Consider the following 26,782-nt stretch of genomic DNA (forward strand, 5'->3'; position numbering starts at 1 on the left):
AGCAGACGGAATGCGGCAGGGGGCCATCCGCGTTTTTTGGGGGAACACCATTCCCGCCACTTACGCCCGCCTGGGCAGCGGAATGCGATCCCGCCAGGGGATCCGGTACGAGGGATGAGGATCGGTGGATGATCTACGGACCGCAACGGATTACGTCGATCGCACCACCTGATGCGCGATCTGGAGAACCGTACCCCCGCTCCACGATCGAGGTGAGAGCAATCGGCTGCGCGGCGGCATCGAACAACGCGTGGGCGGGCGGCATCCAATGAGCCGGGTCCCGCCGCAGCCGCGCTACGGCCACGGCGGGGCGTATCAACCATCCTTTACACGCGCATCGACCGAATGGACTTCTTCTGCAAGCTGGTGGCGCCGCGGCCCACGTTTGGGCAGGACATGACGCCGGACGAGGGGCAGCTCATGCAGCGCCACGCCATCTACTGGAAAGAGCTGATGGGCCGCGGCCACGTGGTCACCTTTGGCGTGGTGGCCGATCCGCGGGAGGTGTTCGGCATCGCGGTGGTGACGTTCGGCAGCGAGGCGGAGGTGCGTGCAGCGACCGACGCGGACCCGGTGATCCGGGCGGACGCGGGCTTTTCGTTCGAGATCCACCCCATGCCGTTTGGCGCCACGCGGCCCTGATCTCGCAGCCGCTGAACGAACGGGGTGGAGCGGGCGCGAAAAGGGCGCGGGGGATTTCTCCCCGCGCCCTCCGCGTTTAAACCCGAAGCCCGTCTTTACGGCAGCCCGCGCGCGGGGTCGTTGCGGATGAAGGGCGCGACGATCGTCGTCACCTCTTCCTTGGTGAGCGCTTCATCGAACGCCATGGTGGCCGCCAGCGCCTGATTGTTCAGCGAGCCGATCACCTCGATGCCCGTGAGCGTGGCCGCGTCGATCACCACCTCGGCCGTGCCGTTGAACACCACGTGCTGCGTGTTGCTCTCCGGCCGCGAGACGGGCCCCGTGCCGCCGCCGTAGACCAGGTTCAGCGCCGCCACCACCTCGGCCGGCGCGTCGGCCACGCCGCTGGCCCCCGCCGCCGCCGCGCCCCCGCCCACCACGTAGCCGGCGTAGCGCAGCACCACGTCGTTGGGGTTCCGCTGCCGGCGGATGCGGCGGAGCTTGGACGCGTGCCGCGCCTCGACCGAGTGGATGCGCACCGCGCTTTCCAGCATCAGGTCGGCCGTGGGGTTGCCAGGGATCAGGAACCGCCCCGCCTGGCCCTTGTACGCCCGCACCCCGGTGTCCTCGAACGCCTGCGCGGTAAGAAGCAGAAAGTCCAGCTCCGTTCCGGCGCGAGCGAACGGGCCCGTGCCGCTGCCGTTGCCGCCGGTAAAGTCGAAATCCGCCGCCGTGATGGCCACCGGCGCGCCCCCCAGCTGCCCGATGGCGGCGCCGATAAAGTCCACGTGCTGCTGCTCGTGCTTCTGGATCTGCGCCAGCGACTCGCGCACGGCCGCGGGGATCTGTCCCCGCACCGTGGCGAACGCCGCGTTCTGCGCCGCCACCGCGCTGGTGCCCAGCACCGCCCGGTAGAACTCGTTCTCCAGGTTTTCCAGCAGAAAGGCGAAGCGCAGGGCGTCCAGCATGTCGGCCGGCGTCTGCGCAAAGGTGTCGCTGGCCAGCGCCGCCAGCGCCACGGGCACCGAGCCCATCGCCAGCCCCGCCACCAGCTTGCCGCTCATGGAGGCGCCCCGGCGCAGCGCGTCGCGGCGCGTCACCAGGCGCTCCATGATCTCGGGGTCGATCCCGTCCAGGATCGGCTGCTGCATGTTGTCCATCGATCTATCTCTCCAGTTCCAGGCTCGTTCAGACGGTGGCGGGGAAAAAGTCCGGCGTGGGCACGCCCTGCTGCGGCGTGGGCGGCGCGGCGATGGGCGGGTTGCCCAGCAGCTCCGGGCGCGGCAGGCCGGTCGCCAGGGCGTTCTGAAGGACGGGCTGCGCCTCCAGCTTTACGTCGCGCCCGTTGGCGTCGATGATGTCGTCGCCGGCAAACGAGGTGTTGGCGTTCTGGTTGGCGGGCGGCAGCACGTCGCGCAGCGCGGCCGCGTGCCGCGCCTCGACCGAGGCCAGCTTGCCCGCCACCAGCAGGTTGCGCACGTCCTGGATGTACTTGGCCGTCCCGTTGAGCCCCGCCACGCCGTTGTGCTCCAGCATCTTGGCCGTCTGCAGGATCCCCGCGCGGCTGGAAAGGATGTCGTCCAGCACGTCGCGGTTGATGGATCCGCGGATGTCGGGGAGCGCATTGGCGCCCAGGGCCGTACGGACGAACTCGCGATGGATGACCTCCACGTTGCGCAGGTCGGTGAGAAGCTCGCGCTCGGCGGCGCTCATGCTGTCGAAGGTGTCGCTGCGCACCACGGCGATGTAGAACGCCGCCTCGATCTGCTCCTGCAGGTGAACCAGCTGAAAGATTCCCACGTCGGTGCGCAGGTCAAACTGCAGCCCCGTCACCGGGTCCGGCGTGGGGCCCAGCGGGTTGTCGTCGCCGTCGTCGTCGCAGGCGGCGAACACCGAAGGCAGCAGGACCACCGACCCGCCCGCCAGCAGCGTGCGCAGAAAGCCGCGCCGCGTGGGCTGCCCCAGCAGCTCCGTCGCGCTGGCGATGACCATGGTGGGTTCCCGCTCCGCATCTTGCTTGTGCATGTCCCGCTCTCCCCCCTCGCTCCTAGCCCCTTGTCGCGGAACGGCGTGGCTAGCCGCAACCGTTCCCCCGCACCCCCACCCCGGAGGCACGCCGAATCTCCGGCGCGTACAGGGCGCCGGGGGGCGAGGGGCGAACGCAGATTCGGCACCGGGAACCGTGTCACCGGAATGGAAACAGATGGCGGTGTGGCAAGGTTTGTCCAACTTGAGTGCAGCGCAGACATGGATGCCCGGCGCGCGCCGGGATGGGCCCCGGGGTACGCCCCTCATCCGCGGGGCTGGCGCTCCGGCGCGCCGCGGGTCAGCTTGTGCGGCGGGCCGCATCCCCCGTGGCCCGGCGCACTCCGTCACACCCCTCTCCCCCGCCCCATCGCATGATCGACCTGCTGCACATCGACGATTTTCTGGATCCACAGACCCGCGAAGAGATCGTCGCGGAGCTGCGCGCGGCGCACGGGGCGCCGGCGACCGTGCTCAGCGCGGACATGGGCGGCAGGATGGATGCGGCGCGCAAAACCACGCGCATCACCGTCTCGCCCGCAACGCGCGCGCGGGTGAAGGAGCGGCTGATGGAGCGAAAGGCGGAGATCGAGGCGCACTTTGGCGTGGCCGTCACCGAGTGCGAGGAGCCGCAGTTCCTGCGCTACGAGACGGGCGACTACTTTGTGCCGCACCAGGACGGCAATACGCCGATGATATGGGATGATTCGCGCTTCCGCCGCATCTCCGCCGTCATCTTCCTCAGCCAGAGGTCGGACGAGGAGGCGGCGGGCACGTACGGCGGCGGCGAACTGGTCTTTCACGGCCCGTACAGCGGTCCGCAGCTTCGCGTCCCCGCGCAGGCCCGGCCCGGCACGCTGGTCACGTTTCGCGCGGAAACCACGCACGAAGTCACGCCCGTGACCCACGGTGTGCGCTTTACCATCGCCACCTGGTTCCGCTGACGGCACGTCGCCCCCATCATCGACCCTCGCTCCCCTGCCCCGCATGCCGAACCCGCGAAGGCTGTCCCCCGCCCGCACCCGCCGCACCGTGGTGATGCTCTGCCTGGCCGCCGCGGCCTGCGCGCCCGCCTCGCCCGCGCCGGCGTCGGGCCCGCGCGCGCTGCTGGAGCGCGCCATCACGCAGGCGGGCGGCGCGGAGGCGCTGGGGCGGGCGAACGCGCTGTTGTGGGAGGGCGACGCGACGGTGTACGCGGGCGGACGCACCGTGCGCATCGCGGGGACCTGGGCCGTGCAGCCGCCCGACACCGCCGTCGTGGCCACGTACGACGTAACGCGCGGGCCGGAAACCACGCGCGCGCTGGTGGTCGCCGCGCCGCGCGGGTGGATCGCGCGCGGAACGGAGCTGTCGCCCATGCCGGACGCCATGCTCGCCAACGAGCGCGACGAGTTCTACCTGTACCAGGTGATGCGGCTGGTTTCGCTGCGCGACGCGGAGGTCACGCTCACCGCCGTCGCGGCGGACTCACTGGGGCAGGCAGGGTTCCGCGCGGAGCGGCCGGGCCGGCCGGCGGTGGAGCTGTACTTCGACGGAAGCGGCCGATTGGCGCACCTGCGCACGACGGTGCAGGATGCCGGCGGCGGCTCTCCCGTGCGGCAGGACTTGTGGCTGAGCGGGTCGCTACAGGCGCAGGGCATCCGCTGGCCCGCCACCATCCGCATCACCATGAACGGCGCGCCGTACTTCGACCTGTCGCTCCGCAACCTGCGCATCCAGCCGCGGCTGGACGATCCGCGCCTTCGCGGCCCGTGAGCGGCGCCTTCGACCTGACGTCGAAGTGGATGGACGATCAATGTCATTCTGAGGAAGGCGCCCGCCACGTGGCTGCGGCAACGCACGAACCTCCGGTGCGCCGACCGAAGAATCTCTTTCGGAAACGGGCGGCCTTCGCGCCCGGGCCGATCGTAGCCGACGCGATCGTGGGCCCATCCGGCAGATTCTTCGGTCGGCGCACAGGCTTGAGTGCGTTCCTGACAGGACGATGCGTGCGCCTCGCTCAGGGGTTGAGCAACCTCGAATCGTCCCAGTCATCCTGAGGGAGGCGCCGCTCCATAACCTGCTCATACACAAACCTCTGGCGCCGACCGAAGGACCTTGCCGGCAGAAGCGTGAGGCCGGCTTCATGCCCCGCATCTGGCCTGACGGTGGCGGAAAGAAGGTCCTTCGGTCGCGCGTAAGCTCTTGTGTTCCTGAAGGTTCCGCGTGGCGCTCCCTCAGGATGACTGTGCGCTTTGTACGAAGAACTGAGGTTTCCCAACACCCTCCCAGGGTGACACCTTCCGCACGGTATGCCGACTGAAGAAGCTCGTTCGGAAACGGGCGGGCGCCTCGCGCCAGGGCCGATCGTAGCCGACAGGGTGGTGGGCCCATCCGGCAGATTCTTCGGTCGGCGCACAGGCTTGCGTGCGTTCCCGACAGGACCGTGCATGCGCCTCGCTCAGAATGACACCTTCCGCCAGATCCGCGTCGGCACTCACCGAGCCCCGGTTCATTCGCTCAGGCGCGGGGCTCGCGACGACCGGATCAGATTCTCAATCGGCATCATTCCCGTGGACGGACGGCGGTTCCGCACGGCCGATCGGCCGCGTATGATGTCCCCGCGCCGCACGGGGACGTTCCGGTGGGGCGCGGAACTCGTCCAGGCGGCTTTGCCTGCATCGCGAACCTCGTCAGCCCAGGAACCTTCCATGCCGATCGCCGAGATGCTGCTTCCCGAGTGGGACGTGGAGATGGCCACCACCCGCCACGTGCTGGAGCGCGTGCCCAGCGACAAGGGCGAGTGGAAGCCGCATCCCAAGTCGTTCGCCATGGCGCACCTGGCCCAGCTGGTGTCGAGGATGCCCAGTTGGGCGACCATGATCATGCAGATGCCGGAGCTGGACATCGCGCCGAAGGAAGGCGGCGGCCCGGGGTACAGCATCGAAACCACCGAAACGCTGCTGGCGGAGTTCGACCGCAACGTGGCGGCGGGGCGCGTGGCCATCGCCGCCGGGAGCGACGCGGACTTCGACGCGCCGTGGACCATGAAGGCGCGCGGCGAGGTGGTGCAGACCGCCAGCCGCTACCACATGCTGCGCACGTCCATGCTCAACCACCTGGTGCACCACCGCGCGCAACTGGGTGTGTACCTGCGCCTGGTGGATGAGCCGGTGCCGTCGATGTACGGCCCCACGGCGGACGAGAAGTTCTGATCGCGGGTTGACGGAGGCCGTCCGCCGTCCGCGTGGTACGCTCCCTGCCCCGCCGCGAAAGAAAAACACCTAGCTGAGGGGACGGGATGGCGCGCAGATGGCCGGAGGTGCTGTGGATCGTGCGGCATGGGCAGAGCGCGGGGAACGTGGCGTCCGACGCCGCGCACCTGGCGGGGCTGGCGATGATCGACATCGAGCTGCGCGACGTGGACGTGCCGCTGAGCGCGCTGGGTGAGGAGCAGGCCGCCGCCCTGGGCCGCTGGTTTGCCGCGCTGCCGGCGGACGAGCGGCCCACCGTCGTCCTCTCCTCCCCCTACGTGCGGGCCATGCGGACGGCGGAGTTCGTCCGCGACGCGGGCGGGCTGGCGTGGGAGGGGATCGACATCGAGGCCGACGAGCGGCTGCGGGAAAAGGAGTTCGGCATTCTGGACCGCCTTACCCGCCACGGCGTGGCCGAGCGCTTTCCCGAGCAAGCGGAGTTCCGGCGGCTGCTGGGCAAGTTCTACCATCGTCCCCCCGGCGGCGAAAGCTGGTGCGACGTGATCCTGCGGCTGCGCAGCGCGCTGGACACGCTTTCCCTGCACCACGCCCAGGACCGCGTCCTCATCGTCTGCCACCAGGTGGTCGTGCTCTGCCTGCGCTACCTGCTGGAGTGCATGTCGGAGGAACAGATCCTGGCGATCGACGCGGAGGAGGACGTGGCCAACTGCTCGATCACCTCCTACGTGTTCAACTCAAAGGCGGGGTCGCACGGCAAGATGGAGCTGGACCGGTACAACTTTGTCGCGCCGCTCACCGAGGCCGGCGCACCGGTGACCTCCAAGCCGGACAAGCCGGCGGGCGCCAAGTGAGGCGGCCGCCCCAGCTTACCCCCGCGCGCATCCGCAGCCTTCCCCTTCCCGCGCTGGACGATTCCGCCGACAAGGAGGCGCGCGGCCGCGTGCTGCTGGTGGGCGGATGCACGGAAAACCCCGGCGGGCTGGTGCTGGCGGCGGAGTCGGCGCTGCGGGCGGGCGCCGGCAAGCTGCAGCTGGCCACGGCGGATTCCGTGGCGCCCGCCGTGGCGATCGCGGTGCCGGAGGCGCGCGTCTTCGCCTTTCCGGCTTCGGGGACCGATGGATTGAACCCGCGCGCGGCCCGCGGCATCGCGGCGCTCGCCGAGAACGTGGATGCGCTGCTGATCGGCCCCGGGATGGTGGACGAGGACGCGGCGGCGCGGCTGACCCGCGGCGTGCTGAAGCGCATCCGCACCCCCGCGGTGGTGCTGGACGCAGGAGGCCTGGCCGCGTTGCGCGGCGATCCGCGCGCGCTGGTGAAGCTGGAGGGCCGCGCCGTGCTCACCCCGCACGCCGGCGAGATGGCGCAGCTGCTGGGGATGGAGCGCGACGCCGTGGAGGCGGATCCGGACGATACGGCCCGGCGTGCGGCGGAGCGGTTTGGCGCGACGGTGGCGCTCAAGGGCGCGGAGACGGTGATCGCCGCGCCGGATGGGGAGATCTATCGCTACACGCGCGGCGGCGCCGGGCTGGGCACCTCCGGATCGGGCGACGTGCTGGGCGGCATTGTCGCGGGGCTGCTGGCGCGCGGCGCGGACCCGCTGCGCGCGGCTGTGTGGGGCGTCTTTCTTCACGGCGAGGCCGGCAACGCGCTGGGGCTGCGCCATGGTCCCATCGGCCTGCTGGCGCGCGAGCTGGCGGCCGAGGTGCCGCGCATCCTCCACAAGACGCAGTCCACCCGCTCCTCACCCTGATCCACAGACCGATGGAGATCACCCGGACGCTGTACGCGACGACCCGCGACGAGTGGCGCGCCTGGCTGGCGGAACATTACCGGACGGAGAAGGAGATCTGGCTCGTCTATCCCCAGAAGCGTTCCGGCAAGCCGCGCATCCCCTACGCCGACGCGGTGGAAGAGGCGCTGTGCTTCGGGTGGATCGACAGCACCCAGAAGGGGCTGGACGACGACCACACCGCCCAGCGCTATACGCCGCGCCGGCCGGGGATCCCCTACTCGCAGACCAACCAGGAGCGGCTGCGCAGGATGATCGCGCAGGGCAAGGTGCTCCCCGAGGTCCTGGAGAGCATCGGCGACCTGCTGGACCAGCCCTTCCAGGTTCCGGCGGACATCCGCCAGGCGCTGCGGGACAACGAGCCCGCGTGGAGCAACCTGCAGGGCTGGCCGGCGCCGTACCTGCGCATCCGCGTGGCCCACGTGGACTCCGCCCGGGCCGATCCGGACGAGTTCGGGAAGCGGCTGCGCAACCTGATCGAAAAATCCAGCAAAGGAAAGCAGTACGGCTTCGGGATCGAAGCGTTCTACTGACCCGCCGCCGCACCCCGAACGCCGGTTCGCCCCCACGCGGGCCGGCGTTCATCCCACGGGTACCGCCGCGCTGTACGTAGTGTTAGATTTGGGTTTCCCTCCTTTCTCCCGCGTCGTGGAAGCACCGATGTCCCCGTTCCCATCCCTCCGCCGTGCCCTTCCGGTCGCGGCCCTGCTCGCGATGTCCGCGGCGTGCGATGATCCGTCGTCACCGGTCGCGCCGCTCCCCGCGGAGAGCGGCGCGGCGGTCGAGATCCAGGCGCTGGCGTGCACCGCCGACGTACGCGCCGGTACCGTCACCTGCGGCGACGGCGCGGGTGAGCCGGTGGGGGGGATCAGCCGCATCGTCCTGAACCCGCTGGGCCGGTGGGTGCGCCTGACCAACGGCGCCAGCAGCTACGCGGACGAGATCCTGACCTACGACGCGACCGTGCAGAACCTGATCCCGCAGACGCTGGGCGTGGACCGGAGCGGGCAGCCGGATGGCGGCGGCGTGCGGGTGTTCTTCGCGGAGCTGCCGACGGTGACGGAGGGGACGGGCACCGTCACGGTGAACGGCGCCGAAACGGGCACGTTCACCGCGCCGGGACAGCGGTTCTACCGCTACCCGGGTACGCTGGCGCCCAACCAGACCAGCGCTCCGCGGCCGTGGAGCTTTACCGTTCCCGGGACGGTGGTCAGCTTTCAGTTCAAGGTGCTGGTGGCCGCCTCCGTCCAGCATCCCAGGGGATGGCTGGAGATCGCCGGCGGCTCCATCCTGCGGGTGCAGCGGGGCGCCACCCGCGCGCTCAAGGCCGTGGTGCGCGACTCGCTGGGGCGCGACGTCACGGCGTCGGCGGGACCGGTCACCTGGAGCGTGGAGGACGCCTCCGTGGCGACGGTTGACGGAGCCACGCTGACGGGCGCCTCCGTCTCCGGAATGTCCACGGTGTCGGCGGCTACGGGCGGGCTGTCCGCAAGCGCGCGGATCGTCGTAGGAGCGCCGTTCGTCCAGATGGCGGCGGGGGAGTACCACACGTGCGCGCTGACGGAAGGTGGCCTGGCCTACTGCTGGGGAAAGAACTCCGACGGGCAGCTGGGCGACCGCACGCAGATGCGCCGCCTGGTCCCGGTTGACGTGCACCAGGAAGCCACGCGCTTCGTGCGCATCACCGCCGGGTGGAACCACACCTGCGCGCTCACGGCCGCGGGGCAGGCCTGGTGCTGGGGCGCCAACGAGTTCGGGACGCTGGGCGACAACACCCGGCAGCGGCGGCTTACGCCCGTGGCCGTGCAGCAGGGATCCCTGGCGTTCGTGGAGATCAGCGCGGGCGAGAGCCACACCTGCGCCCGGACGGCCCAGGGGCAGGTCCATTGCTGGGGCAGCAACCGCTGGGGGCAGCTGGGCGACAACACCTCCGGGACCGATCGCCTGACTCCCGTGCCGGTATACCAGCGCGGCACGCCGTACCTGGACGTAAGCCTTGGGCAACGACACACCTGCGCCCGCGCCTCGGCACGGCTCACGTACTGCTGGGGGAGCAACCTGGGCGGACAGCTGGGCGACAATACGATCACGCAGCGCAACGCACCGGTGAACGTGCACCAGGGGGACGCACGGTTTGCCGGGATCGAGGTGGGACTGAGCTACAGCTGCGCCCGCACACCCGCGGGCCAGGCGTACTGCTGGGGCTGGAACGCGCGCGGACAGCTGGGCGACGGCACCGGGACCCACCGCCGGGCACCCGCGCCCGTGGCACAGGGTGCCGCCGCCTACGCCGAGATCAACGCGGGGGGCGATTTTACGTGTGCCCGGACCTCCGCCGGCCAGGCGTGGTGCTGGGGGGCGAACGGGGACGGGCAGCTGGGCGACAACTCGCGCACGTCCCGCAACACGCCCGTCGCCGTGCAGCAGGGAAGCATTGCGTTCGTGGAGCTGAGCACCGGCGGATTCCAGACCTGCGGCCGCACCGCCGCGGGGCGGGTCTACTGCTGGGGCTCCAACACCTGGGGCGGGCTTGGCAACGGCACCCAGGTCCGCCAGCCTGTGCCCGTGGCGGTGCACCCGGCGCCGTAGGTCCGGTCCGCGGCCACTGCCCTCCGCGCGCGAAACCGCCGCCAGCCTCCCGGGCCGGCGGCGGTTTTCGCGACGTCGCGGATGTGGCGCGTTTCATCTTCTCATATCATGCCGATCTCGCTGTTCACTGTGCGCCCGATCCCGGATCATGGAAAAGACCGTCGCACACCGGATCCGGAAAAACACCTCACCTCAAGTCGCATTACGGGAAACAAAGGCCAGGGTACAGAGGAACAGACAACAGCCAGAGGGACAGAGGACGGAAGGATCGCCTCTGTTCCTCTGGCTGTTCTTGGTCCCTCTGTACCTTCCGATGTTGTTTTTCCGGATTCCGTATCACACGGGGTCAACGGTAAAGATCAAAACCGTCGACCCCTGACTCCGCGTATGAGCTGGAGGATTTGGGATCGCGGCCGTGCCCCCGCCGGAACGGGTGTTTCTCCCACAGGGTTGCCCCGGAGCGTGTTTGGGCACATAATTGTCGGCCTTTCCTGCTTTCTCCTCTACGCACGTCTCCCATGCGCTCCGTTTTCGCCTCCTCCTTCGGCAGGGTCCTGCCGCTGGGACTGCTCGCCGTTTTCGCGGCATGTACCGACGAATCACCGCTCATCGCGCCGCCGGGGTCGGAGAGCCGGGCCGAGATCGCGGTCCAGGCGCTCACCTGCACCGTCAACGTCTCCGCGCGCACCGTCTCGTGCGTCGACCGGACGGGCCAGGCGGCGGACTCGACGTCCTGGGTGCGCCTGGCGACCGGCAGCACCAGCTACGCCGAGGATGTCCTTACCTTCGACGTCACGGCGCAGAACCTGGTGCCTCAGACGCTGGGCGTTTCCGCAAGCGGCGAGTACGACGGCGCCGGGGTGCGCATCTTCTTCACCGATCCGCCGGTGGTGACCAGCGGAACGGGGACGGTCACGGTCAACGGCGCGGAGACGGGAAGGCTTACGCGGGCGGGCCAGCAGTTCTACCGATACCCGCAGGCGCTGCGGCCGAACGAGGTCAGTGCGCCGCGGCAGTGGAGCTTCACCGTTCCGGCCACGGTGAACAGCTTTCGCTACACCCTGCGCGTCGCCGCGTCGGTGCAGTATCCGCGGGGATGGGTGGAGATTCCGCAGGGCTCCATCCTGCGGGTGGACCGCGGCGGCACGCGGACGCTCAAGGCGGTGGTGCGCAACGCGGTGGGCCAGGACGTCACGGCATCCTCATCCCCCGTCACCTGGAGCGTCGCGGACTCGTCCGTGGCAACGATCGCGGGTTCGGCGCTGACGGGCGCCGCCGTGTCCGGCACGAGCACCGTGACGGCGACGTCGGGCACGCTCTCCGCCACCGCGCGCATCGAGGTGGGCTCGCCGTTCACGCAGGTCGCCGCGGGAGAAAGCCACACCTGCGGCCTGGCCTCCACGGGCCGCGTGTACTGCTGGGGGCAGAACGCCGACGGGCAGCTGGGCGACAACACCTTCACCAGCCGCAACACCCCCACGCGTGTCGCCACGAGCCAGCTGTTCGTCCAGGTGGCCGCGGGCTCCCATCACACCTGCGCCCTCACGGCCGCGGGGCAGGCGTACTGCTGGGGAAGCGGCTGGAGCGGCGCGCTGGGCAACAACGCCACCACCGCGCAGAACAGCCCCGTGGCCGTGCAGCAGGGCGGGACGGCGTTCGTCCGGATTACCGCGGGGCTGGGGTCCACCTGCGGCCAGACGGCGGCGGGACAGTCCTGGTGCTGGGGCTTCAACGGCTTCGGGCAGCTGGGCGACGGCACGGTGGTGAACCGCCACGTCCCGGTGCAGGTGAACCAGCGCGGGATCGCGTACGAAGACATCACCGGCGGATGGACGCACTACTGCGCCCGGTCCACGCCGCGGCTGGTGCTCTGCTGGGGCGCCAACGACGGCGGGCAGATCGGCGACAGCACCTTTCAGCATCGCGGCGCGCCCGTCCGGGTGCGGCAGGGGACGGAAAGGTACGTGCAGATGAGCGGCGGCCACCTCCTTACCTGCGCCCTCTCCACTACGGGGCAGGCGTACTGCTGGGGATACAACGGCAACGGCTCGCTCGGGAACGGCACCGATGTCTCCAGGAATACGCCGGTGGCCGTCCAGCAGGGCGCCACGAAGTTTGTCCAGGTGAGCGCCGGCGGCTTTTACGCCTGCGGGCTGACGGCCGCGGGACAGGCCTGGTGCTGGGGGCACGGCACGTCCGGGCAGCTGGGCGACAACGCCGGTACGGACCGGCTCACGCCGGTGGCGGTGCAGCAGGCCGGCAGCGCCTACGTGGAGATCACGACCGGCTTTCGCCAGGCCTGCGGCCGCACCGCGGCCGGCCGCGTGGAGTGCTGGGGCGACAACACCTACGGCCAGCTGGGCAACGCCACCACTTTCGGCGCCGTCCTCGCGCCGGTGGCGGTGGAGCGGGCGCCGTAACAGGCAGCTGGGCCGGGCGGCCTGAGCCGGCGCCCGGGGAGAAGATCAGCGCTCTCACGCGAAGGCGCGGAGACACGTGGCAAGATCGCCGCGTTCTCCGCGCCTTTCGCATGGGAGCTTTTTTCGGATCGGTCGATGGATGGCAACGGATACACCACACCCGGCGTCTCCGGACGGGGCGTATGCGTCCGCTCGGGGATGGGGCCTCACACAGAGTCAACAGGGTCAACAGAGTTTGCTCGTGCCGTTTCCTCGGATCTCGCGGTGCGGGCTTCCCAGGTGTCGGGTGCAGGTGGGGGATGTCGACGAGGCACCCGTCTTTTGTGGGGATGTCGGAAACGGGAGGTAGATGGAATGCGGCAGGGGCCATCCGCGTTTCCTTCTGGGGCTTTGCCGCATCCCACGCTCCGCGAAAGAATGGGCCTCACACGGAGTCAACGGAGTCAACGGAGTTTTACGTGCCGTTTCCTATGATCTCGCGGTGCGGGCTTCCCAGGTGTCGGGTGCAGGTGGGGGATGTCGACGAGGCACCTATCTTTTGTGGGAATGTCGGAAACGGGAGGCGAATGGAATGCGGCGGGGGGCCATCCGCGTTTTTTGAGCGAGGTGTGCGGATCGGTGGATGATCTCCGGAGCGATGGGGAGAGCGTCGATCGCACCACCTGATGCGCGATCGGGTGATCCATCCGCCACCACCACACGTCGTCGTTGCCGCAAGACAAAGGGCGGGGGCGCCCGAAGACGCCCCCGCCCTTCCGTCCTCCTCTCCGTGCCTCCAGGAGAGCCCTGTGTTCTCAGGGCGTCTACGTCCCCGGGTTAGGCAACGGGCTGCACTGGATCGTCGTCCCCCCCGGCGTGGACGTGGTCGATCCGCACGGGTCGATGACCGGAGTCACCGTCGTGGGCGGCGGAAGCGACCCGGCGGGCACCACCCGGAAAATCCCCCAGATGCCGCCGTCGAAGTGGAACGACGACTGGTCGCGCCACAGGTAGTCGCCGGTGATCTTGAAGTACCCGCCGGCACTGGGAATCACGATCGTCTGGTGGTGGGTGGGGCCGTGCCCCCAGCTGATCCCCTTCCACTCGGAGAGCGGGTTCAGCCCGATCTCCAGGGAGCCGTTTACCCAGGGCTGCTCCTGCCAGATGTGGCCGTGCAGGTTGAAGCCCAGGTTGCGGGCGTGGCCGCCCGGCATCAGCAGGTGAAAGTAGGCGCTCTGCCCCGCCTCGGTGCGGAACACCGGCGTCTGCGGGTCGCCGCCCACCTGCGAGTTCAGCAGCACCCCCGCGTAGTTGAACGTGCGCGTGGTCGTAAGATCCGTGTCGGGGGCGTACTGCTTTCGCAGCCACATGGGCTCCGTGCGGTAGTTGACGCCCTTTTGCCCCGAATCCTCCGGATCCTCGGCCTCGGCCAGGTTGCGGATGGGCCCGGCGTCGTTGCGCAGGTTCAGGTCGGTCTGGGTAATGACCACGTGGTCGCGGTACACCGTCCCCGACGCGCCGTGGATGGCCCACGCCGAGGCCCGCGTCGACGCATCCGTGCGGAAGGTGAACCCTTCGGGCCACACCACCAGGGCACCCACGGCCCCCTTGCTGGCGTGCTCGATCGGATCCGCCGGCATCAGGTTCAGCCCGCCGAACGCCACCGGCACGCTGACGATGGAGTCGCGGCGCAGCGTAAGGTAGCCGGCGTACCACTGGTACGTCTGCGTTCCCCCCGGCGCGGCGGTCTGGATGGGGTTGAGCCCCACGTTCACCCCGTCGCTGCGGCTTACGTCGTAACCCAGCGCCTGGGCGTGCAGCCCCACGTCGCCCGAGGGGCGCACGTCGTTGGCGTTGAACTGGTCGATGATCGTGGGCAGCGTGTTCCACCCGTCCGAATCGGGCGGTGTGGCCGGAAGCCGGTTGCGCAGCGTCATGTTGATGCACGAGCCCCGGTTGGTGCGCAGCACCAGCGGCTCGATGGGGACCGTGGTCTTGAGCGTACCGTCCGGGTTCAGGTCAACCGTGCGCACGTACAGGATGGCGTTGGGGTCGTAGATGGGCCCGAAGCCGCCCGACGCGCGCGAGTTGTAGACCAGCCGGTTGCCGGTGTGCGGCAGCGCGTCGCGCGCCAGCACCGCCGTGACGTCAAAGTTCTGCGCCGGCGCGCCCACGGGGCACACGCCCGAGTACTGCGAGGCGTTGGCCGGGTTCACGCTGGACGGCCCGGAGTTGTTGGGGAGCTTGAGCAGCTGAAAGTTGCCGTTCCCCCGCTGCGAGGCGCGCAGGATCCCCCAGGTGCCGTTCCACAGGTCGTCCGTGGCCGAGCCTGCCCGGTACAGGTAGTCGACCTCGGGCCCGATGTTGTTGCGCGGCAGCGGCGGAAGGACGAACTCGTAGTGCTCGCTGATCCCCATCATCTGGCTGTTGCGGAAGCCCGAGTTGGGGTCGGAGGGCTCCATGAGCCACTGCACGCCGTGCACGCTGAAGTTGTGCCCCTCCTCGTGCGCGCCCACCAGCACGCGGATCTGCACGCGGTCGCCCTCGTACGCCCGCAGCAGGGGCGTGTAGGGGTCGTACACGCGCACGCCGGGGCGCTGCGCGTAGGGACCAAAGGTGTTGAGCAGCGGGTCCGCGCGGCTGATGGAGCGGAACACGTGGCTCAGGTCGCCCGCCGTGCCCGAGGCCTGCCCGTTGCTGCCCGGGTCGCGCACCCGCAGCGCGATGGGCTCGTTGCGGTAGTTCACCGCCATCGTCCCCGGCTCGTCGGCCGACAGCAGCTCCGGGCAGGGGGTGTTGAGGGTGGGCGCCACCGAGTTGCTGGGGCTGGGGCAGTGGTTGCGCGCGAACGGCGCGCGAATCAGGTCGGGGAGCCCCACCTCGAACTTGCCCGGCGGATTGATGGCCGTGGGTGGATCGGCGATCCCCACCACCGAAACGCCCGTGGCGTTGTCGGTGAACGTGCGGTGCGTGTTGTTGGAGTTTCGCTGGTACGCCAGCGTAAAGTCCGCCAGCTGCAGGTTGAACTCGCGGTAGCTGGAGTCGGCGTTGGCGGTAAGGATGTCGGCCCGCCAGCTGGTGGGGCCGCCGTCAAAGCGCCCGCCAAACAGCACCCCCGTCTCGGGGTCGCGCCAGGTAGAGCCCCGCGGCTCCGTCACCAGCCCCGCGTACAGCCCGGCCTGCTGGTGGGTCGAAGGCCCGAAGTGGTCGTGCGTGAACACCGTGCGCAGCGTGCGGTCCACGCCCTGCTTGTTGAGCACGTCGTCCACGTACCAGCGGGAGAGCGTTTCCATCGCCCCCACCCACTCGCCGTTGGGCCCGGCGCCAAAGAAGGGGTGGGCGCGCGCCACGGGGCAGACGAACTGTCCGTCGCGCGGATCGCCGGAGTGCAGGCCGGTGCAGTTGTTGTGGCGGCGGATGGCCTCGATGCGCTCGCGCACCTCGCCGGGGCTCATGGAGCCGTCTTCGTAGTTGAAGCCGTTGGCCGCCCCGTCCGACGAGGTCACGTCGAACTTTACCAGGTGAATGTGCTGCCCGATGATGTCGGTGGGCGTCTTTACCTGGAAGTCGTCCAGCTCGTAGTCCTTGGGGATCAGGTTGACCAGGCTGTACGTGATGCAGTCGTTGGTGTTGGCGCGGATGAACATGGGCTCGGGCGCCTTGAGCCCCTGCCGCACGCTGTCCACGTCGGCCCACAGCGAGAACATGCGGTGCTGCGGAAAGTGCCATCCCGCCTTGTTGATCTTGGCGTCCACCTGGAACGACGCCGCCAGGTAGGTGCGCGGGTTGCCCACCGCCGCGCCCACGTCGCTTACGCACGGGTCGGCAAAGGGGGCGCCCGCGGCCGCCGGCCGGCCGTTGGTGATGAAGGTGTCGGACACCACCGCGCCGGTGTTGGGGTCAAAGCGGTAGGTGGGCTGCGACCGCTGGGCGTGGAACGCCATGGCGTTCACCTCCAGCGGCGTCCCCGTCTCGGGGAGCGAGTCGGCCTGGATGCGCGTGTTGACCTTGCTGAAGTCGAAGCGGTTGAGCGGCGGGTTGGTGGCCGCGCCCCCCACCACCACGTGGCGCGCCAGCCCGCCGTTGCGCCAGCCGCCGGCGACGGAGGCGTCAGGCTTTACGTCCAGCGGCGGGCGCGGCGGGCGGCGGCCGGCCCGGCCCGGGATGTAGAAGGGGTAGCCGGGCATGGTGTTGCTGGGCATGGGCGCCAGCGCGTAGGTGGGGATGGGCACCACCCCCGGAATCGGCGTGCCGGCCGCGATCTCGCCGTCGGGAAGCCGCCGCGCACCCGCCACCGGTCGCCCGGCCGAGTCCAGCTGCGTTCCCCCCTCAAAGACGTCGTGCACGCGCCACAGCCCCCACATCCCCTGCGCAAAGTGGGGGTAGAAGTGGCAGTGCAGGATGGCGTCGCCCGGCGTCTTGTTGCGGTTGCTTCCGCCGTCGTAGGTGATCTCGTACGTGAACCCGGCGCCGGGGCCGATGGCCTGGGAGTCCAGGTACGTGGAGTTGTCGGAGTTGGGCGAGTGCAGCCACTGGTGGGCGTGCAGGTGGAACACGTGGTGCTCCTTGGGCCCCGCGTGAAGGTTGCGGATCTTCACGTGGTCGTTCATGTAGCTGTGGAACACGTTCGACGGGTCGTCGGGGAACAGGGCCTTGGTGGCCTTGGCGCCCGGGTCGGGAACCCCGTCGTTGTTGGCGTCGCGGTCGGCGGGTACGTCCACCACCATGGCCGGATCGCCCACCACCCAGCTGGATAGAAAGAACTCCTCGTACTTGCACTCGGTGCAGTTGGCCATGGGCCCCACGCGAAAGCGGTTGCCCAGCACCTCGGCCCCGATCCCGCCGGTGCCGTAGTTGATGGCGAAGGCGTCGCGGCCGCTGTGCAGCGTGTGCTCCAGCTCGGGGTCGTTGAAGACGTCGTCGAACGCCTGCACCAGCCCCGTCTCGTCGTGAAAGATGACGGTGAACTCGCGGTACGGGCGGTGCCGGTTGCGGTTCACCACCACGGTGTCGAAGGTGCCCGCCGGGAACATCCCCCGGCCCGGGCCGGTGATGATGGCGTTCAGGTCGGCGTGCACGACGCGGTTGGTGGCGTCCAGCATCCGCAGGATGGGCTGCCCGGCGCGCGCGTGCCCCGCGGGATACACGGCCTCGTAGTTCATCACGGGGTGCCCCTGCGCGGTCTTTAGCGGAACGCCGCTCCCGTCCTTGCGGGTCGCCCACCCCATCTCTTCGGCGGTAAGCTGGCTGCGGTACCACTCGGCACCCGCGGGCTGCACGTTGACGGCGCCGAACAGGCCCTTGGCGATCTGCCCGCCGTCGCCCTCGCCGCCGGTCATGGCGCCGGTGCTGTACAGAAGGAAGGTGCCTTCCTTGGCCGCGTAGAAGTTGTACGCCTTGCGCCCGTTGGTGGGGGTAAGGGCGGTCCCGGCGTTGGCGCCCACGTTGGTGCCGTCGGCCAGGATGGTTCCCACCGCCTGCATGCCCGCCACGTGGACCGACACGTCGCGGGTGTGCGGCTGGTTGTGGCCGGGGGTGTTGGACAGGTAGTTGTACAGGGTGACCTGCATGCAGTCGCCCACGTTCATGCGCAGGGTGATGGGGCGCGGGCGCTTGCCCGGCCGCAGCACCACGCTGCCGGGCGCCAGCACGCCGGCCGATCCGGGGCGCACGTCCTGGTACAGGGCGAACATCATCCCGCCGGGGTCGCGGGCGCCCAGGCGGTTGTACCAGATCGACTGGTCCATGGCCACCACCAGCGCGCTCAGCTGCCGCTTGCAGGTGGGGGTGGTGGTCTGCGCCTCGGCCGCCGGTGCGGCGCCCGCGAGCGCGGCCACGACGGCGAGAAGCGCGGGCACTCTGGGTGCCGGCGGGCGGAACCTCCATCTCTGCTTCATGCTTCCTCCTGTGACGGGGTGCCTTCAGCTGCATCCTTCCGCGCACGAAGGTGCCCGGGCGGGACCTCCGGCATTGCGCGGGGTGTTCGTTCCGCATCCCACTGAAGACGGCACATTGACGGACAGCACGGTGCAAGGAGCCGGGGAGGTAGCGGCGGAGCCGGTTTGCGTCGGCCTTCGCCGTTCTCGACCGCCGTTCCGCGCGCCCCTCACGGACGATGATCCCCCGCCCCCCCCGCCGCGGCCGCGAACTCGCCGGACGGCTGCAGCGGAAGTGGGCGGTTGTCGCAGCCGGCCGAGCAGCATGGGCACGGCCAGCAGCGGTGCCGTGGGCCATCGGCCGAAACCAGCAGATTACGCCTAATGGATCGGCCGAAAACGTGACTGCATGCTGCCTCTATCAAAAGCGTGAAGAGAGAGTGCCGGCACAATACAGAGCTAAGGGTACCAAATGTTTTTGATGTAGTCAAGGCGGAAAATGTATGTTATCAGATCCGCGTTTCCGTAGCAGGGGAAGCGGGTTCAGGCTCCCTTTGTTCACCTTTTTCACTAGCCGTAATCGGAGATATCGAAGCCTGCGCTCCGCCGTCATCCGCAAGGATCAGGTGGCGCCTCATGGATGACGGTTTTGGTAGGGAAAGGAGTCAGCAACGAAGCACGCTTTCGCCCCTGATCCCGATCGACAGATACCGCAGCGCGCAGTGCATATCTGTACGCACTGTATCTCATAAGGAGCGCAAACGGTGGCGCGGTCATCGAACCATAGTCCGTGTAGCCTGCCGCCGACGGACCACGGGTCACCTCGACCACTGGAGTGTGCAGATGGTTTTCAAGATCGCGCGTCAGGTGGTGCGATCGGCCTGTTCACGTGCGCCACGAAGACCATCGGCCGATCCCCATCCCAAAAAAATTCTCATGGCCCCCTGCCGTATTCCATCTACCTCCCGTTCCCGACGCTCTCACAGAAGATCGCGTCTCGCCGACATCCTCCACCTGCACCCGACACCAGGAATCCGGCTTCAGCCGCGAGAGCCGAGAAAACGGCACGAGCAAACTCTGTTGACTCTGTTCACTCTGTGTGAGGCCCATTCTGTTGCGGATCCGGCCTGATCCGCCGACCTCCTGGTCCGCGACGAAGAAAAGCCGACCCGGCCGCGAACAGTCGCGACCGGATCGGCCAGTACGGATTGGGGTGCGGTCTACGGCCTCGAGGAACTGGCCGTCAGGGGCGCACCCAGTTGATCGCCGCGTTCGCCTTGACCACCTTGTTGGTCCCCTCGGCGGTGGCGGTGATGCGCTGCCAGATCTGCGCGGGGGTCTCGGTGGGGTGCGCGGCGCGGACCAGGCCCACCACGCCCGCCACCGTAGCCGTGGCGATGGAGGATCCGGTAAAGTTGCCGTACAGCCCCGGCGAGCCGGCGTCGCAGTAGCTGGTCTTGTAGCAGGTCGGGTTAAGCGATCTGCCGAAGTAGTAGCCGGAAACGTCGCGCGCGGCCGTGCTGTACAGGTTGTTCCCCGCCGCGTCCACCCCGCCCACGCCCATCACCACGTCGTACGCCGCCGGGTACTGCGCGGCGCCGCCCACCGTGTTCCCCGTCGCCGCCACCAGAAAGACGCCGTAGGTGTTGTAGGCCGTGGACAGCGCGCGGTAGTCGTCGCTGTTGGTCTTCTGCAGCCAGAAGCTCATCGACAGCACGTGGAACCGGTTGATCGCCGCGTAGTCGATGGCGCGGATGAAGTCGTCGCCCTCCAGGCAGGAGGTGGACTCGTCCCAGGGGTACGATCCGCAGTACCCGCGGATGTACGTGTTCCAGCTGATCTTCATGCTGTACGTGGTGGCGAACGGGGCAATGCCCACGCTCCCGAGGTCATTGTCGTTGGCGCCCGCCAGCCCCGCCATGATGGAGCCGTGCCCGCGGTCGTCGTACGGAATGCAGGAGCCCGTGCTGGCGGGGGTGGAGCCGCACTCGTCGTCCACGAAGCCCATCCCCACCACGCCGTAGTTGCCAAAGGTGGAGGTGGTGAAGAGCGCGTCCTCGTGGAAGTTGCCCGTGGCGGCCACCCGCGCCAGGCCGCTGTCCATGATCCCGATCTTGACCCCGCTGCCGCGCGTGATGTCCCAGGCGCTCAGAACGTCGTGCACCGTGTGGCGGGTGTCTTCGGCGTTGAGTCCGGTGGGAAGGCCGGTGAACTCGATGGCCTGCGAGCGCACGGCGCTCACGTAGTCCACGTTGGGGTGCCGCAGCAGCACCCGCAGCGCGGCCAGCCGCACCGGCTCGCGCAGCCGCACCGACATCACCGGAAGCGCCTGCATGGGGCGCGGGTCATCCACGCCCGCCTCGCCCAGCGCACGGACCACCGCCTGGACCGACGCGCCGCGGATGGACGCGGGCCCCAGGTTGTTGCGCCGCTTTGCGCCCGGCGTCTCCGCCGGGAGCGCGATGGTCTCCGCGCCCGAGCCCGGGAGGTTGATCAGGAACTCCGGCGAGGGGCCGGGGGTGCCGGCTTCCTTGAGCCAGACCAGCACCTCGCCCTCGGGCCCGATCTCCGCCAGCGCCTGCGCAAAGGCGGCCGCGTCGCCGGTAACCAGGTCGCCCCCGGCCGTGCGTACGGTAGACGGGGCAACGCCCGCCACGGAAGCAAGCTCGCCGGCCGGCTCAATGGGAAGGGGACGGTCGTCACAGGCGCCGAGCAGCAGCGGGACGGCAACCATCGGCGCGGCGAGAGCCGAGCGACCGAGCGGCCGGAAACGTGTCTGCATGGGGATACCTCTATGCAAGCTTGGAGGGAGAGAACGGGCGTGATACGGATCTGTAGGGTACCAGATGTTTATCGCTTCGTCAAGGCATACACCATTTATTTGCAACAATTTATATGATGTTCACCCATCACTTTGTGCACTCGTTTCCGTTGCCGTCAGAGTGTCACGGGCGCGTTCTGCAGTTTTGATGTCACGTCGTGAAAGGCAAGACCAGCAAAGTGGATTTCTTTGCATACGGTGGCTTGATCGGATCTTCTGACAGGGAATCCAACGACCGCATTTTCCAAACATCTCGTCTCCCGCGACCGGCACGCGGCGGGAGTTCTACGGAAATGGCGCAGCCCTCACCTCTCCACGACGGATACGACGGGTAGCGCCGGCCCCCCGGGCATGACCGCCACCGCCCGGATGCGCGCCGCGAGCGGGGAGCCGGGCATCCGCGCCGTCACGCGCACCTCCGCCTCGCGCGGGACAAAGGCGACCCGCGCGATCAGCTGGGCCAGCCCGGCCTGCGCCCGCTCACGCGCATCGCGCGGAAGGGCGTCCACCACCTCGTACGGGCTCAGAAAGGGGCTCCGGCGCCGCCGCGCCACCACCGCCGCGGCCCCGGCCGCGCCGATCCCTGGAAGCGTTTGCAGGACGGCGACGGGCGCGGTGTTCAGGTTGATGAGGCCGTCGCTGTCCACCGTCAGGCAGGGCGCCGCCAGGGCGTACGCCGCGGCCGACACGCCCGGGACGATGCGCAGCTCCTCCACCGCCGCAAAGGCGCCGCGCGGGGGGCGCAGCCGCGTGCCGGACGAGTCCGTGGGCAGCGATTCGTAGGGCGGAAGGTGCGCGGCGCGCCACCCCGCCACGGCGCCGGCCAGCGCCCGGGCATCGCCCCCGCCGTAGCCCACGGCCGTGAAAAGCGCGGCCAGCTCGTCGGGGGTGGCCAGGTTCAGCTGCAGCTTGCTGCGCGCATCCACAACGGTGGCGCGCACCGTCACCCGGTCCAGCTCCGTCTCCTCCGCGGGCACGAGGAGCGTGTCCGTCGTCACCAGGGCGCCCGTGGCGGAAGCCGCGGCCAGCCGCGCGCGCAGCGACTCCAGCGCGCCGGCCAGCCCGCCGCGCGCGGCCCAGCGCAGGCGGGCCTCGGCCCGGGCGTTGGCGGCAATGCGCTGGTCGCCGCGCACGCCCACGTGCAGCTCGGCGGCGAGGGCGGCGGTGACCACCAGCGCCCAGAGCACCGCCAGCAGCGCGAAGCCGCGCCGGTCACTGCGCACGGCGCACCTCCGTGACGTCGATCCGCGAGCGTACGGGCACGCGGAGCGGGATGCGCAGCACGTCTGGCAGACGGTCCGCCGATCGTGGCCCGGTGCCGCCCACCCGTTCCGGCCGCGCCTGGACGCGCAGTTCCACGGCTTCGGGGAGGAGGGTGTCTGCGGCCCAGGCGTCGATCCAGCGCTCGTAGCCCTGCACCACGGTGCGGTAGCGCAGCGAAAGGCCCGCGGCGGCGGGGGCTACGGCCAGCGTTTCCGCGGGCTCGCCGGGGCGCAGGCTGGACACCTCGGCCAGCAGGCCGGGGCGCGGGGCGCGGCCGTCCGTCTCCACCCACAGGCGCACGCGGCGCGGGCCGGGGTACAGCGCGCCCCCGTCCTCCACAGCAAAGGCCACCACGTCCAGCTCCACGGGCCCGTTGCGCAGGTCGCGCCCCACAAAGGAGCCGCCGCCCTCCACGTTGGCCGCCGCGCGCAGCCACCCCTCCAGCGCCGCCCGCGCGGCCGGCCCCGTCAGCGATTCCGCCCGCTCGCGCTCCACCCGCGCGCGGGAACCGGCGGCCGCGCTCAGCACGCTGAACGCGCTCGCGACCACCACCCCCGACACCGCGAGCGCCACCAGCACCTCCACCAGGGTAAACCCGGCGGATCGGAGGAAAAGCACTCCCCGCCGGCCCGCCGTCGCCGCGATCGGCCCACCGCGCGCGATCCGCATTGCCCGGGGCATCACGGTGCCGGCGCGAACTCGGGGACCAGCTCGGTGCGGTGGAATACGGTTTCCAGCGAGTATTCGCCGTCCTTCCAGCGCACCAGCACGGCGCCGTGCACCAGCGCGGCAAAGCGCTCGTCCTGGCGAAGCACGGCGCTCCAGCGGTAGTCCCCAAACGGCTCCGGGAACCATCCCTGGCGCGGACGCACGTAGGCGCGGATGGAATCCGGCGGCACCAGCGCCAGCTCCGACATGCGCCACTCGGCCAGCGAGACGGCGTCCAGATGGCCGCGCAGCCTTCCCTGCTCGCGCACCCCCATGCCGATGGAGCGCATCAGCGGCACCAGCGCCAGGCCCACGATGACCAGCGCCACCAGGGCCTCCACCAGGGTAAAGCCGCGCCGGTCACCCACCCTGCCGCGCCGCGCCGGTCCACCGGTCCACCCACACCTCATGCCGGACCTCTCCTTCGGTGATGGTGACGCGGTCCGCCCGCGCCCGCCCCAGGGGGCTGAACGCGGCCCGCGCGGTTCCGTCGCGGCCGCCGGAGAGCCGCCCCTCCGCCGGAAGCGGCAGGGCGCCCACCTGCAGCGTCCGCGGCGCCGTTCCGTCCTCCGGGTCGGTGGCCAGGCGCCACTCGCCGGTGGCGGTCCGGATCTCCACGACCACGGCCACGCCGCGGCGCGCGGCCTGGCCCCGCGCGTTTGCGTACAGCTCGCGTAGCGCGCCGGCGGCCGCTCCCGCGCTACGCTCCGCCGGCGGCCGGAACGCCGGCACCGCCACCGCCGCCGTGATCGCCAGCACGATCAGCACGGCCAGGATCTCCATGAGCGTAAAGCCGCACCGCGATCCGGCGAGTGGCGACGGCGAGCTTCGGCGCGCCGGCATCCGTCCGCCCCGCACCGGAAAGGAGCCAGGCACCGCCATCCGCGCATCGCTCCCGATCCACCTGGCGACCCTCGCCGCCCCATCGATCCCGATCCCGAATCCGTTAAACGATCTGGCACGCAGAGGGAGCAGAGGAAGCGGAGAACTGCCTGATAATACAGGATCCGGAAAAACAACATCGGAAGGTACAGAGGAACCGGGAACCGCCAGAGGAACAGAGGTGATCCGCATTCCTCCTCTGTTCCTCTGGCTGTTCCCTGTTCCTCTGTACCCTGACCTCTGTTTCAGTAGTCCGACTTGAGGTGAGGTGTTTTGCCGGATTCGGTATAAATCCCCGCTTTTCTCTGCTTCCTCTGCTCCCTCTGCGTGAGAACCTGCAGTTGGGAACAACGAGTCGATGTGCGGATCCGGAATGATCCGCGGACCGGCCTCCGTCATGGTTATCTCAGCCTCCGGCCGCGCGGCGGCGCACACCGGCGCGGCGGCTCCGCGAGCGGGCGGCGGCGAGCGTTGAAGCGGGCAGCGGCGCGGACGACGTGGGGCTCCCGGTGTCGCGCGGCGCCGCCTGCTCGGGCTGGGGCACGAGGGATCCGGACTGCGGGCCGGTGGGGATCACCAGCGTGTCGCTGCGCAGCTCCCAGTACAGCGGGATGGAGTCGGGGAGCGCGCGGTCCAGCCGCGGGGCGTTCTGGCGCACGCGGTCGGTGGCCTGTTCCATGTCCTCGTCCGTGAAGATCACGTGGGGGGTAAGGAAGAGGAACAGCTCCGTGGTGTTGGTGTTGCGCGACGACGAGCGGAACAGCCCCCCGATCAGGGGAAGGTCCTTGAGAAAGGGAATCCCCGAGCTGGACGTGGTGCGCTGCTGGTCGATGAGCCCGCCGATGACCACGGTCTGGTCGTCCTTCACCAGCAGCCGCGTCTCGGCCTCGCGCGTGGCGATGACGGGCGCGCCAAACTGCGTTTCGCTGGTGGCCGTGCTCACCTCCTGCAGCACGGTCAGCGTGACGTAGCCGTCCGGGTTGATGGTGGGGCGGATGGTGAGCTGCGTCCCCACGTCGCGGTACTGGATCACCTGGTCACGCGCCGCGTTGTCGGTGGGAAGGGCGCGGGAGATCTGGATGAAGGGGCGCTGCGTGCCCACCAGTATGCGCGCCTCCTCGTTGTTCTGCGCCAGGATCACCGGCCGGGAAAGGATGTTGACGTTGCCGGAGGTGGCCAGCGCGCGCAGCACCACGTTGGCGTCCACGCCACCCAGCCGGGTAATGCGCAGCACCACGTCGCCGTCGCCGCCGCCGATCAGCTCGCCGCCGATGCGGGTGTCGGTCCCCTCCAGCCCCTGCTCCGGAAGCTGCACCGTAAGCCCCAGCCCGAACTGGCGGTTGTGCCGCACCTCGGCGATCAGCACCTCGATCAGCACCTGCAGCGGGCGGGTGTCGATCTGTTCGATGGCCTGGCGCACGGTGGCGTAGTCGCCCGGGCTGGCGCGGATGAGCAGCGAGTTGGTGCGCTGGTCGGCAAAGATCTGCACGTTCCCCGAAAGGTCCGTCGCCAGCCCCTGCGGCCGGGCGGATACGCCGCCGGACATGGGCTCCCCGTTCTGCGGAAGGGCCTGGTCGCGCAGCTCCTGGCTTAGCGAGCGGGGCCGCCGCGCGTCGATGCTGCCGTCGCCCAGCCCGAACAGCGCCCCGATGCTGCGCGCCACGTCCTCGGCCGGCGCGTGGCGAAGGCGGTGGACGAACACCTGCACGCCCCCCTGCCCTGCCCCGGGCGTGTAGAACGCCGACGCGTCCGGCTGCGCGGCCGGCTGCTGCACGGGCGCCTGCGCGACGGAGATCACGCGCAGAATGCCGCCACCTTCGTCGCGAAGCTCCAGGTCGTTGGCGCGCAGGACGCTTTCCAGAAACCGGCGCGCCCCGGGGGCGTCCACCGGCGCCGGGGTGCGCAGGGTGACGGGGCGCTGCGGAAGCTCGCCGTACGTGATGTTGACCCCCGCCGCCTCGGCCAGCGCGGGGACCACCAGGCGCAGGTCGGTGCCCTGAAAGTCGATCATGATGCCCCGGGCGGTGCGCTGCACCCCCGGCGTTCCCTGCGCGGCAAGCGGCGCCGCGCAGGCCAGCGCCGCCAGCCCCGCGGCGAAAAGGCGGCGCCTCACGGGGTACCCCCCGCCGACGTCGTGCGCAGCACCAGAGTGGTGTCGTTGCCGCGCAGCGTGGCGCTGCCGTTGCCCACCGCGGTCACGCGGAACCCCTCGAAGCTCTGTCCGGTCTTCACGATGCGGCTTTCTCCCATCTGCCCCGCAAGGGCGGCCAATCCGCTTCCGTCGGGGAGAACCACCGTCCCCAGCAGGCGGAGGTTGTAAACCGGCGCCGCGGGGGCGACGGGCAGCGCGGACGCGTCCGGCGGCGGCGCCTCGCCCGGCATGCGGTAGCGGCCCGAGGGGCGGCGCCGGTCCGGGCGAAAGGGGTTGCGCGCCACGGCCGTCAGGATGGCCGCGTCGGAGGACGAGGCGGTGCGCGGCACCACGCGCGGCATGGCGGCGGCGCGGCGGGGGGGCGGCGCGGGGGGGCGCGGCGCCCCCCGCCCCCCCCCGGGCCGCCCGGCCGCCCCCCCCCCCCCCCGCGGGGCCCCCGCCCCCCCCCCCCCCCCGGGGGGGG

General features: G+C 70.0%; 19 protein-coding genes. 9 read left to right on the forward strand and 10 right to left on the reverse strand.

Going from position 1 to position 26,782, the window contains the following annotated elements; genetic code table 11:
• Positions 1–345 precede the first annotated feature (345 nt).
• Positions 346–642: a YciI family protein gene (locus ACOJUJ_RS29385; protein ID WP_420130493.1), complete on the forward strand. Its 297-nt coding sequence runs from the start codon at positions 346–348 to the stop codon at positions 640–642.
• A 95-nt stretch (positions 643–737) separates the two neighbouring features.
• Here ACOJUJ_RS29385 and ACOJUJ_RS29390 read toward each other — a convergent pair whose 3' ends face one another.
• Complete coding sequence (locus ACOJUJ_RS29390; protein ID WP_420130494.1) at positions 738–1,781, reverse strand: ferritin-like domain-containing protein; 1,044 nt, start codon at positions 1,779–1,781, stop codon at positions 738–740.
• Positions 1,782–1,809: 28 nt separating this feature from the next.
• Positions 1,810–2,646: a ferritin-like domain-containing protein gene (locus tag ACOJUJ_RS29395; RefSeq protein ID WP_420130495.1), complete on the reverse strand. Its 837-nt coding sequence runs from the start codon at positions 2,644–2,646 to the stop codon at positions 1,810–1,812.
• Between the two features lie 374 nt (positions 2,647–3,020).
• On the opposite strand from ACOJUJ_RS29395, the gene ACOJUJ_RS29400 reads away from it, so the two are divergent.
• The 8 genes from ACOJUJ_RS29400 (at position 3,021) to ACOJUJ_RS29435 (ending at position 12,638) form a co-directional block, all read left to right on the forward strand.
• Entirely contained in the window at positions 3,021–3,590 is a 570-nt protein-coding gene (locus tag ACOJUJ_RS29400) for a 2OG-Fe(II) oxygenase (RefSeq protein ID WP_420130496.1), read from the forward strand.
• 43 nt (positions 3,591–3,633) lie between these two features.
• Positions 3,634–4,401 (forward strand): hypothetical protein, encoded by a 768-nt coding sequence (locus ACOJUJ_RS29405; protein ID WP_420130497.1) that lies wholly within the window; start codon positions 3,634–3,636, stop codon positions 4,399–4,401.
• A gap of 935 nt (positions 4,402–5,336) precedes the next feature.
• The gene (locus ACOJUJ_RS29410; RefSeq protein WP_420130498.1) at positions 5,337–5,840 is read left to right on the forward strand and encodes a DinB family protein; all 504 of its coding nucleotides are present in this window, start codon (positions 5,337–5,339) and stop codon (positions 5,838–5,840) included.
• 86 nt (positions 5,841–5,926) lie between these two features.
• On the forward strand, positions 5,927–6,691 hold the full coding sequence (locus ACOJUJ_RS29415) for a histidine phosphatase family protein (RefSeq protein ID WP_420130499.1): 765 nt from the start codon (positions 5,927–5,929) through the stop codon (positions 6,689–6,691).
• Positions 6,688–7,590, forward strand: a complete 903-nt coding sequence (locus ACOJUJ_RS29420) for an NAD(P)H-hydrate dehydratase (protein WP_420130500.1) — start codon at positions 6,688–6,690, stop codon at positions 7,588–7,590. Before ACOJUJ_RS29415 ends, ACOJUJ_RS29420 begins: the two co-directional genes overlap by 4 nt.
• Before the next feature lie 11 nt (positions 7,591–7,601).
• A complete protein-coding gene (locus tag ACOJUJ_RS29425) occupies positions 7,602–8,162 on the forward strand; it encodes a YdeI/OmpD-associated family protein (RefSeq protein ID WP_420130501.1) in 561 nt (186 codons plus the stop codon).
• Between the two features lie 127 nt (positions 8,163–8,289).
• A complete protein-coding gene (locus ACOJUJ_RS29430) occupies positions 8,290–10,218 on the forward strand; it encodes a hypothetical protein (RefSeq protein ID WP_420130502.1) in 1,929 nt (642 codons plus the stop codon).
• A 518-nt stretch (positions 10,219–10,736) separates the two neighbouring features.
• Complete coding sequence (locus ACOJUJ_RS29435) at positions 10,737–12,638, forward strand: hypothetical protein (protein ID WP_420130503.1); 1,902 nt, start codon at positions 10,737–10,739, stop codon at positions 12,636–12,638.
• Positions 12,639–13,441: 803 nt separating this feature from the next.
• Here ACOJUJ_RS29435 and ACOJUJ_RS29440 read toward each other — a convergent pair.
• The 8 genes from ACOJUJ_RS29440 to ACOJUJ_RS29475 all read right to left on the reverse strand — a co-directional run bounded on the left by ACOJUJ_RS29440 (position 13,442) and on the right by ACOJUJ_RS29475 (position 26,660).
• The gene (locus ACOJUJ_RS29440; protein ID WP_420130504.1) at positions 13,442–18,475 is read right to left on the reverse strand and encodes a copper oxidase; all 5,034 of its coding nucleotides are present in this window, start codon (positions 18,473–18,475) and stop codon (positions 13,442–13,444) included.
• 1,261 nt (positions 18,476–19,736) lie between these two features.
• A complete protein-coding gene (locus ACOJUJ_RS29445) occupies positions 19,737–21,275 on the reverse strand; it encodes a S8 family serine peptidase (protein WP_420130505.1) in 1,539 nt (512 codons plus the stop codon).
• A 344-nt stretch (positions 21,276–21,619) separates the two neighbouring features.
• Entirely contained in the window at positions 21,620–22,537 is a 918-nt protein-coding gene (locus ACOJUJ_RS29450) for a general secretion pathway protein GspK (RefSeq protein ID WP_420130506.1), read from the reverse strand.
• Entirely contained in the window at positions 22,527–23,246 is a 720-nt protein-coding gene (locus ACOJUJ_RS29455) for a PulJ/GspJ family protein (protein ID WP_420130507.1), read from the reverse strand. The genes ACOJUJ_RS29450 and ACOJUJ_RS29455 overlap by 11 nt, the downstream gene beginning before the upstream one ends.
• An 11-nt stretch (positions 23,247–23,257) precedes the next feature.
• On the reverse strand, positions 23,258–23,653 hold the full coding sequence (locus tag ACOJUJ_RS29460; protein WP_420130508.1) for a type IV pilus modification PilV family protein: 396 nt from the start codon (positions 23,651–23,653) through the stop codon (positions 23,258–23,260).
• A complete protein-coding gene (locus ACOJUJ_RS29465) occupies positions 23,646–24,128 on the reverse strand; it encodes a pilus assembly FimT family protein (RefSeq protein WP_420130509.1) in 483 nt (160 codons plus the stop codon). Before ACOJUJ_RS29465 ends, ACOJUJ_RS29460 begins: the two co-directional genes overlap by 8 nt.
• Before the next feature lie 445 nt (positions 24,129–24,573).
• Positions 24,574–26,280, reverse strand: coding sequence for a type II secretion system protein GspD (locus tag ACOJUJ_RS29470; RefSeq protein ID WP_420130510.1), 1,707 nt, complete (start codon positions 26,278–26,280; stop codon positions 24,574–24,576).
• Positions 26,277–26,660, reverse strand: a complete 384-nt coding sequence (locus ACOJUJ_RS29475; RefSeq protein WP_420130511.1) for a hypothetical protein — start codon at positions 26,658–26,660, stop codon at positions 26,277–26,279. Before ACOJUJ_RS29475 ends, ACOJUJ_RS29470 begins: the two co-directional genes overlap by 4 nt.
• Between the last annotated feature and the right edge of the window lie 122 nt (positions 26,661–26,782).

Origin of the sequence: Longimicrobium sp. (assembly GCF_048594345.1) — a bacterium.
Lineage (GTDB): Bacteria > Gemmatimonadota > Gemmatimonadetes > Longimicrobiales > Longimicrobiaceae > Longimicrobium.

Excerpts from the sequence above, each read along its gene's own strand:
- ACOJUJ_RS29430 (WP_420130502.1), top strand. The coding sequence starts at position 8,290 with ATGTCCCCGTTCCCATCCCTCCGCCGTGCCCTTCCGGTCGCGGCCCTG.
- ACOJUJ_RS29445 (WP_420130505.1), bottom strand. The coding sequence starts at position 21,275 with ATGCAGACACGTTTCCGGCCGCTCGGTCGCTCGGCTCTCGCCGCGCCG.
- ACOJUJ_RS29415 (WP_420130499.1), top strand. The coding sequence starts at position 5,927 with ATGGCGCGCAGATGGCCGGAGGTGCTGTGGATCGTGCGGCATGGGCAG.
- ACOJUJ_RS29455 (WP_420130507.1), bottom strand. The coding sequence starts at position 23,246 with ATGCGGATCGCGCGCGGTGGGCCGATCGCGGCGACGGCGGGCCGGCGG.
- ACOJUJ_RS29475 (WP_420130511.1), bottom strand. The coding sequence starts at position 26,660 with ATGCCGCGCGTGGTGCCGCGCACCGCCTCGTCCTCCGACGCGGCCATC.
- ACOJUJ_RS29410 (WP_420130498.1), top strand. The coding sequence starts at position 5,337 with ATGCCGATCGCCGAGATGCTGCTTCCCGAGTGGGACGTGGAGATGGCC.
- ACOJUJ_RS29395 (WP_420130495.1), bottom strand. The coding sequence starts at position 2,646 with ATGCACAAGCAAGATGCGGAGCGGGAACCCACCATGGTCATCGCCAGC.
- ACOJUJ_RS29390 (WP_420130494.1), bottom strand. The coding sequence starts at position 1,781 with ATGGACAACATGCAGCAGCCGATCCTGGACGGGATCGACCCCGAGATC.
- ACOJUJ_RS29425 (WP_420130501.1), top strand. The coding sequence starts at position 7,602 with ATGGAGATCACCCGGACGCTGTACGCGACGACCCGCGACGAGTGGCGC.
- ACOJUJ_RS29405 (WP_420130497.1), top strand. The coding sequence starts at position 3,634 with ATGCCGAACCCGCGAAGGCTGTCCCCCGCCCGCACCCGCCGCACCGTG.
- ACOJUJ_RS29435 (WP_420130503.1), top strand. The coding sequence starts at position 10,737 with ATGCGCTCCGTTTTCGCCTCCTCCTTCGGCAGGGTCCTGCCGCTGGGA.
- ACOJUJ_RS29400 (WP_420130496.1), top strand. The coding sequence starts at position 3,021 with ATGATCGACCTGCTGCACATCGACGATTTTCTGGATCCACAGACCCGC.
- ACOJUJ_RS29385 (WP_420130493.1), top strand. The coding sequence starts at position 346 with ATGGACTTCTTCTGCAAGCTGGTGGCGCCGCGGCCCACGTTTGGGCAG.
- ACOJUJ_RS29465 (WP_420130509.1), bottom strand. The coding sequence starts at position 24,128 with ATGCCGGCGCGCCGAAGCTCGCCGTCGCCACTCGCCGGATCGCGGTGC.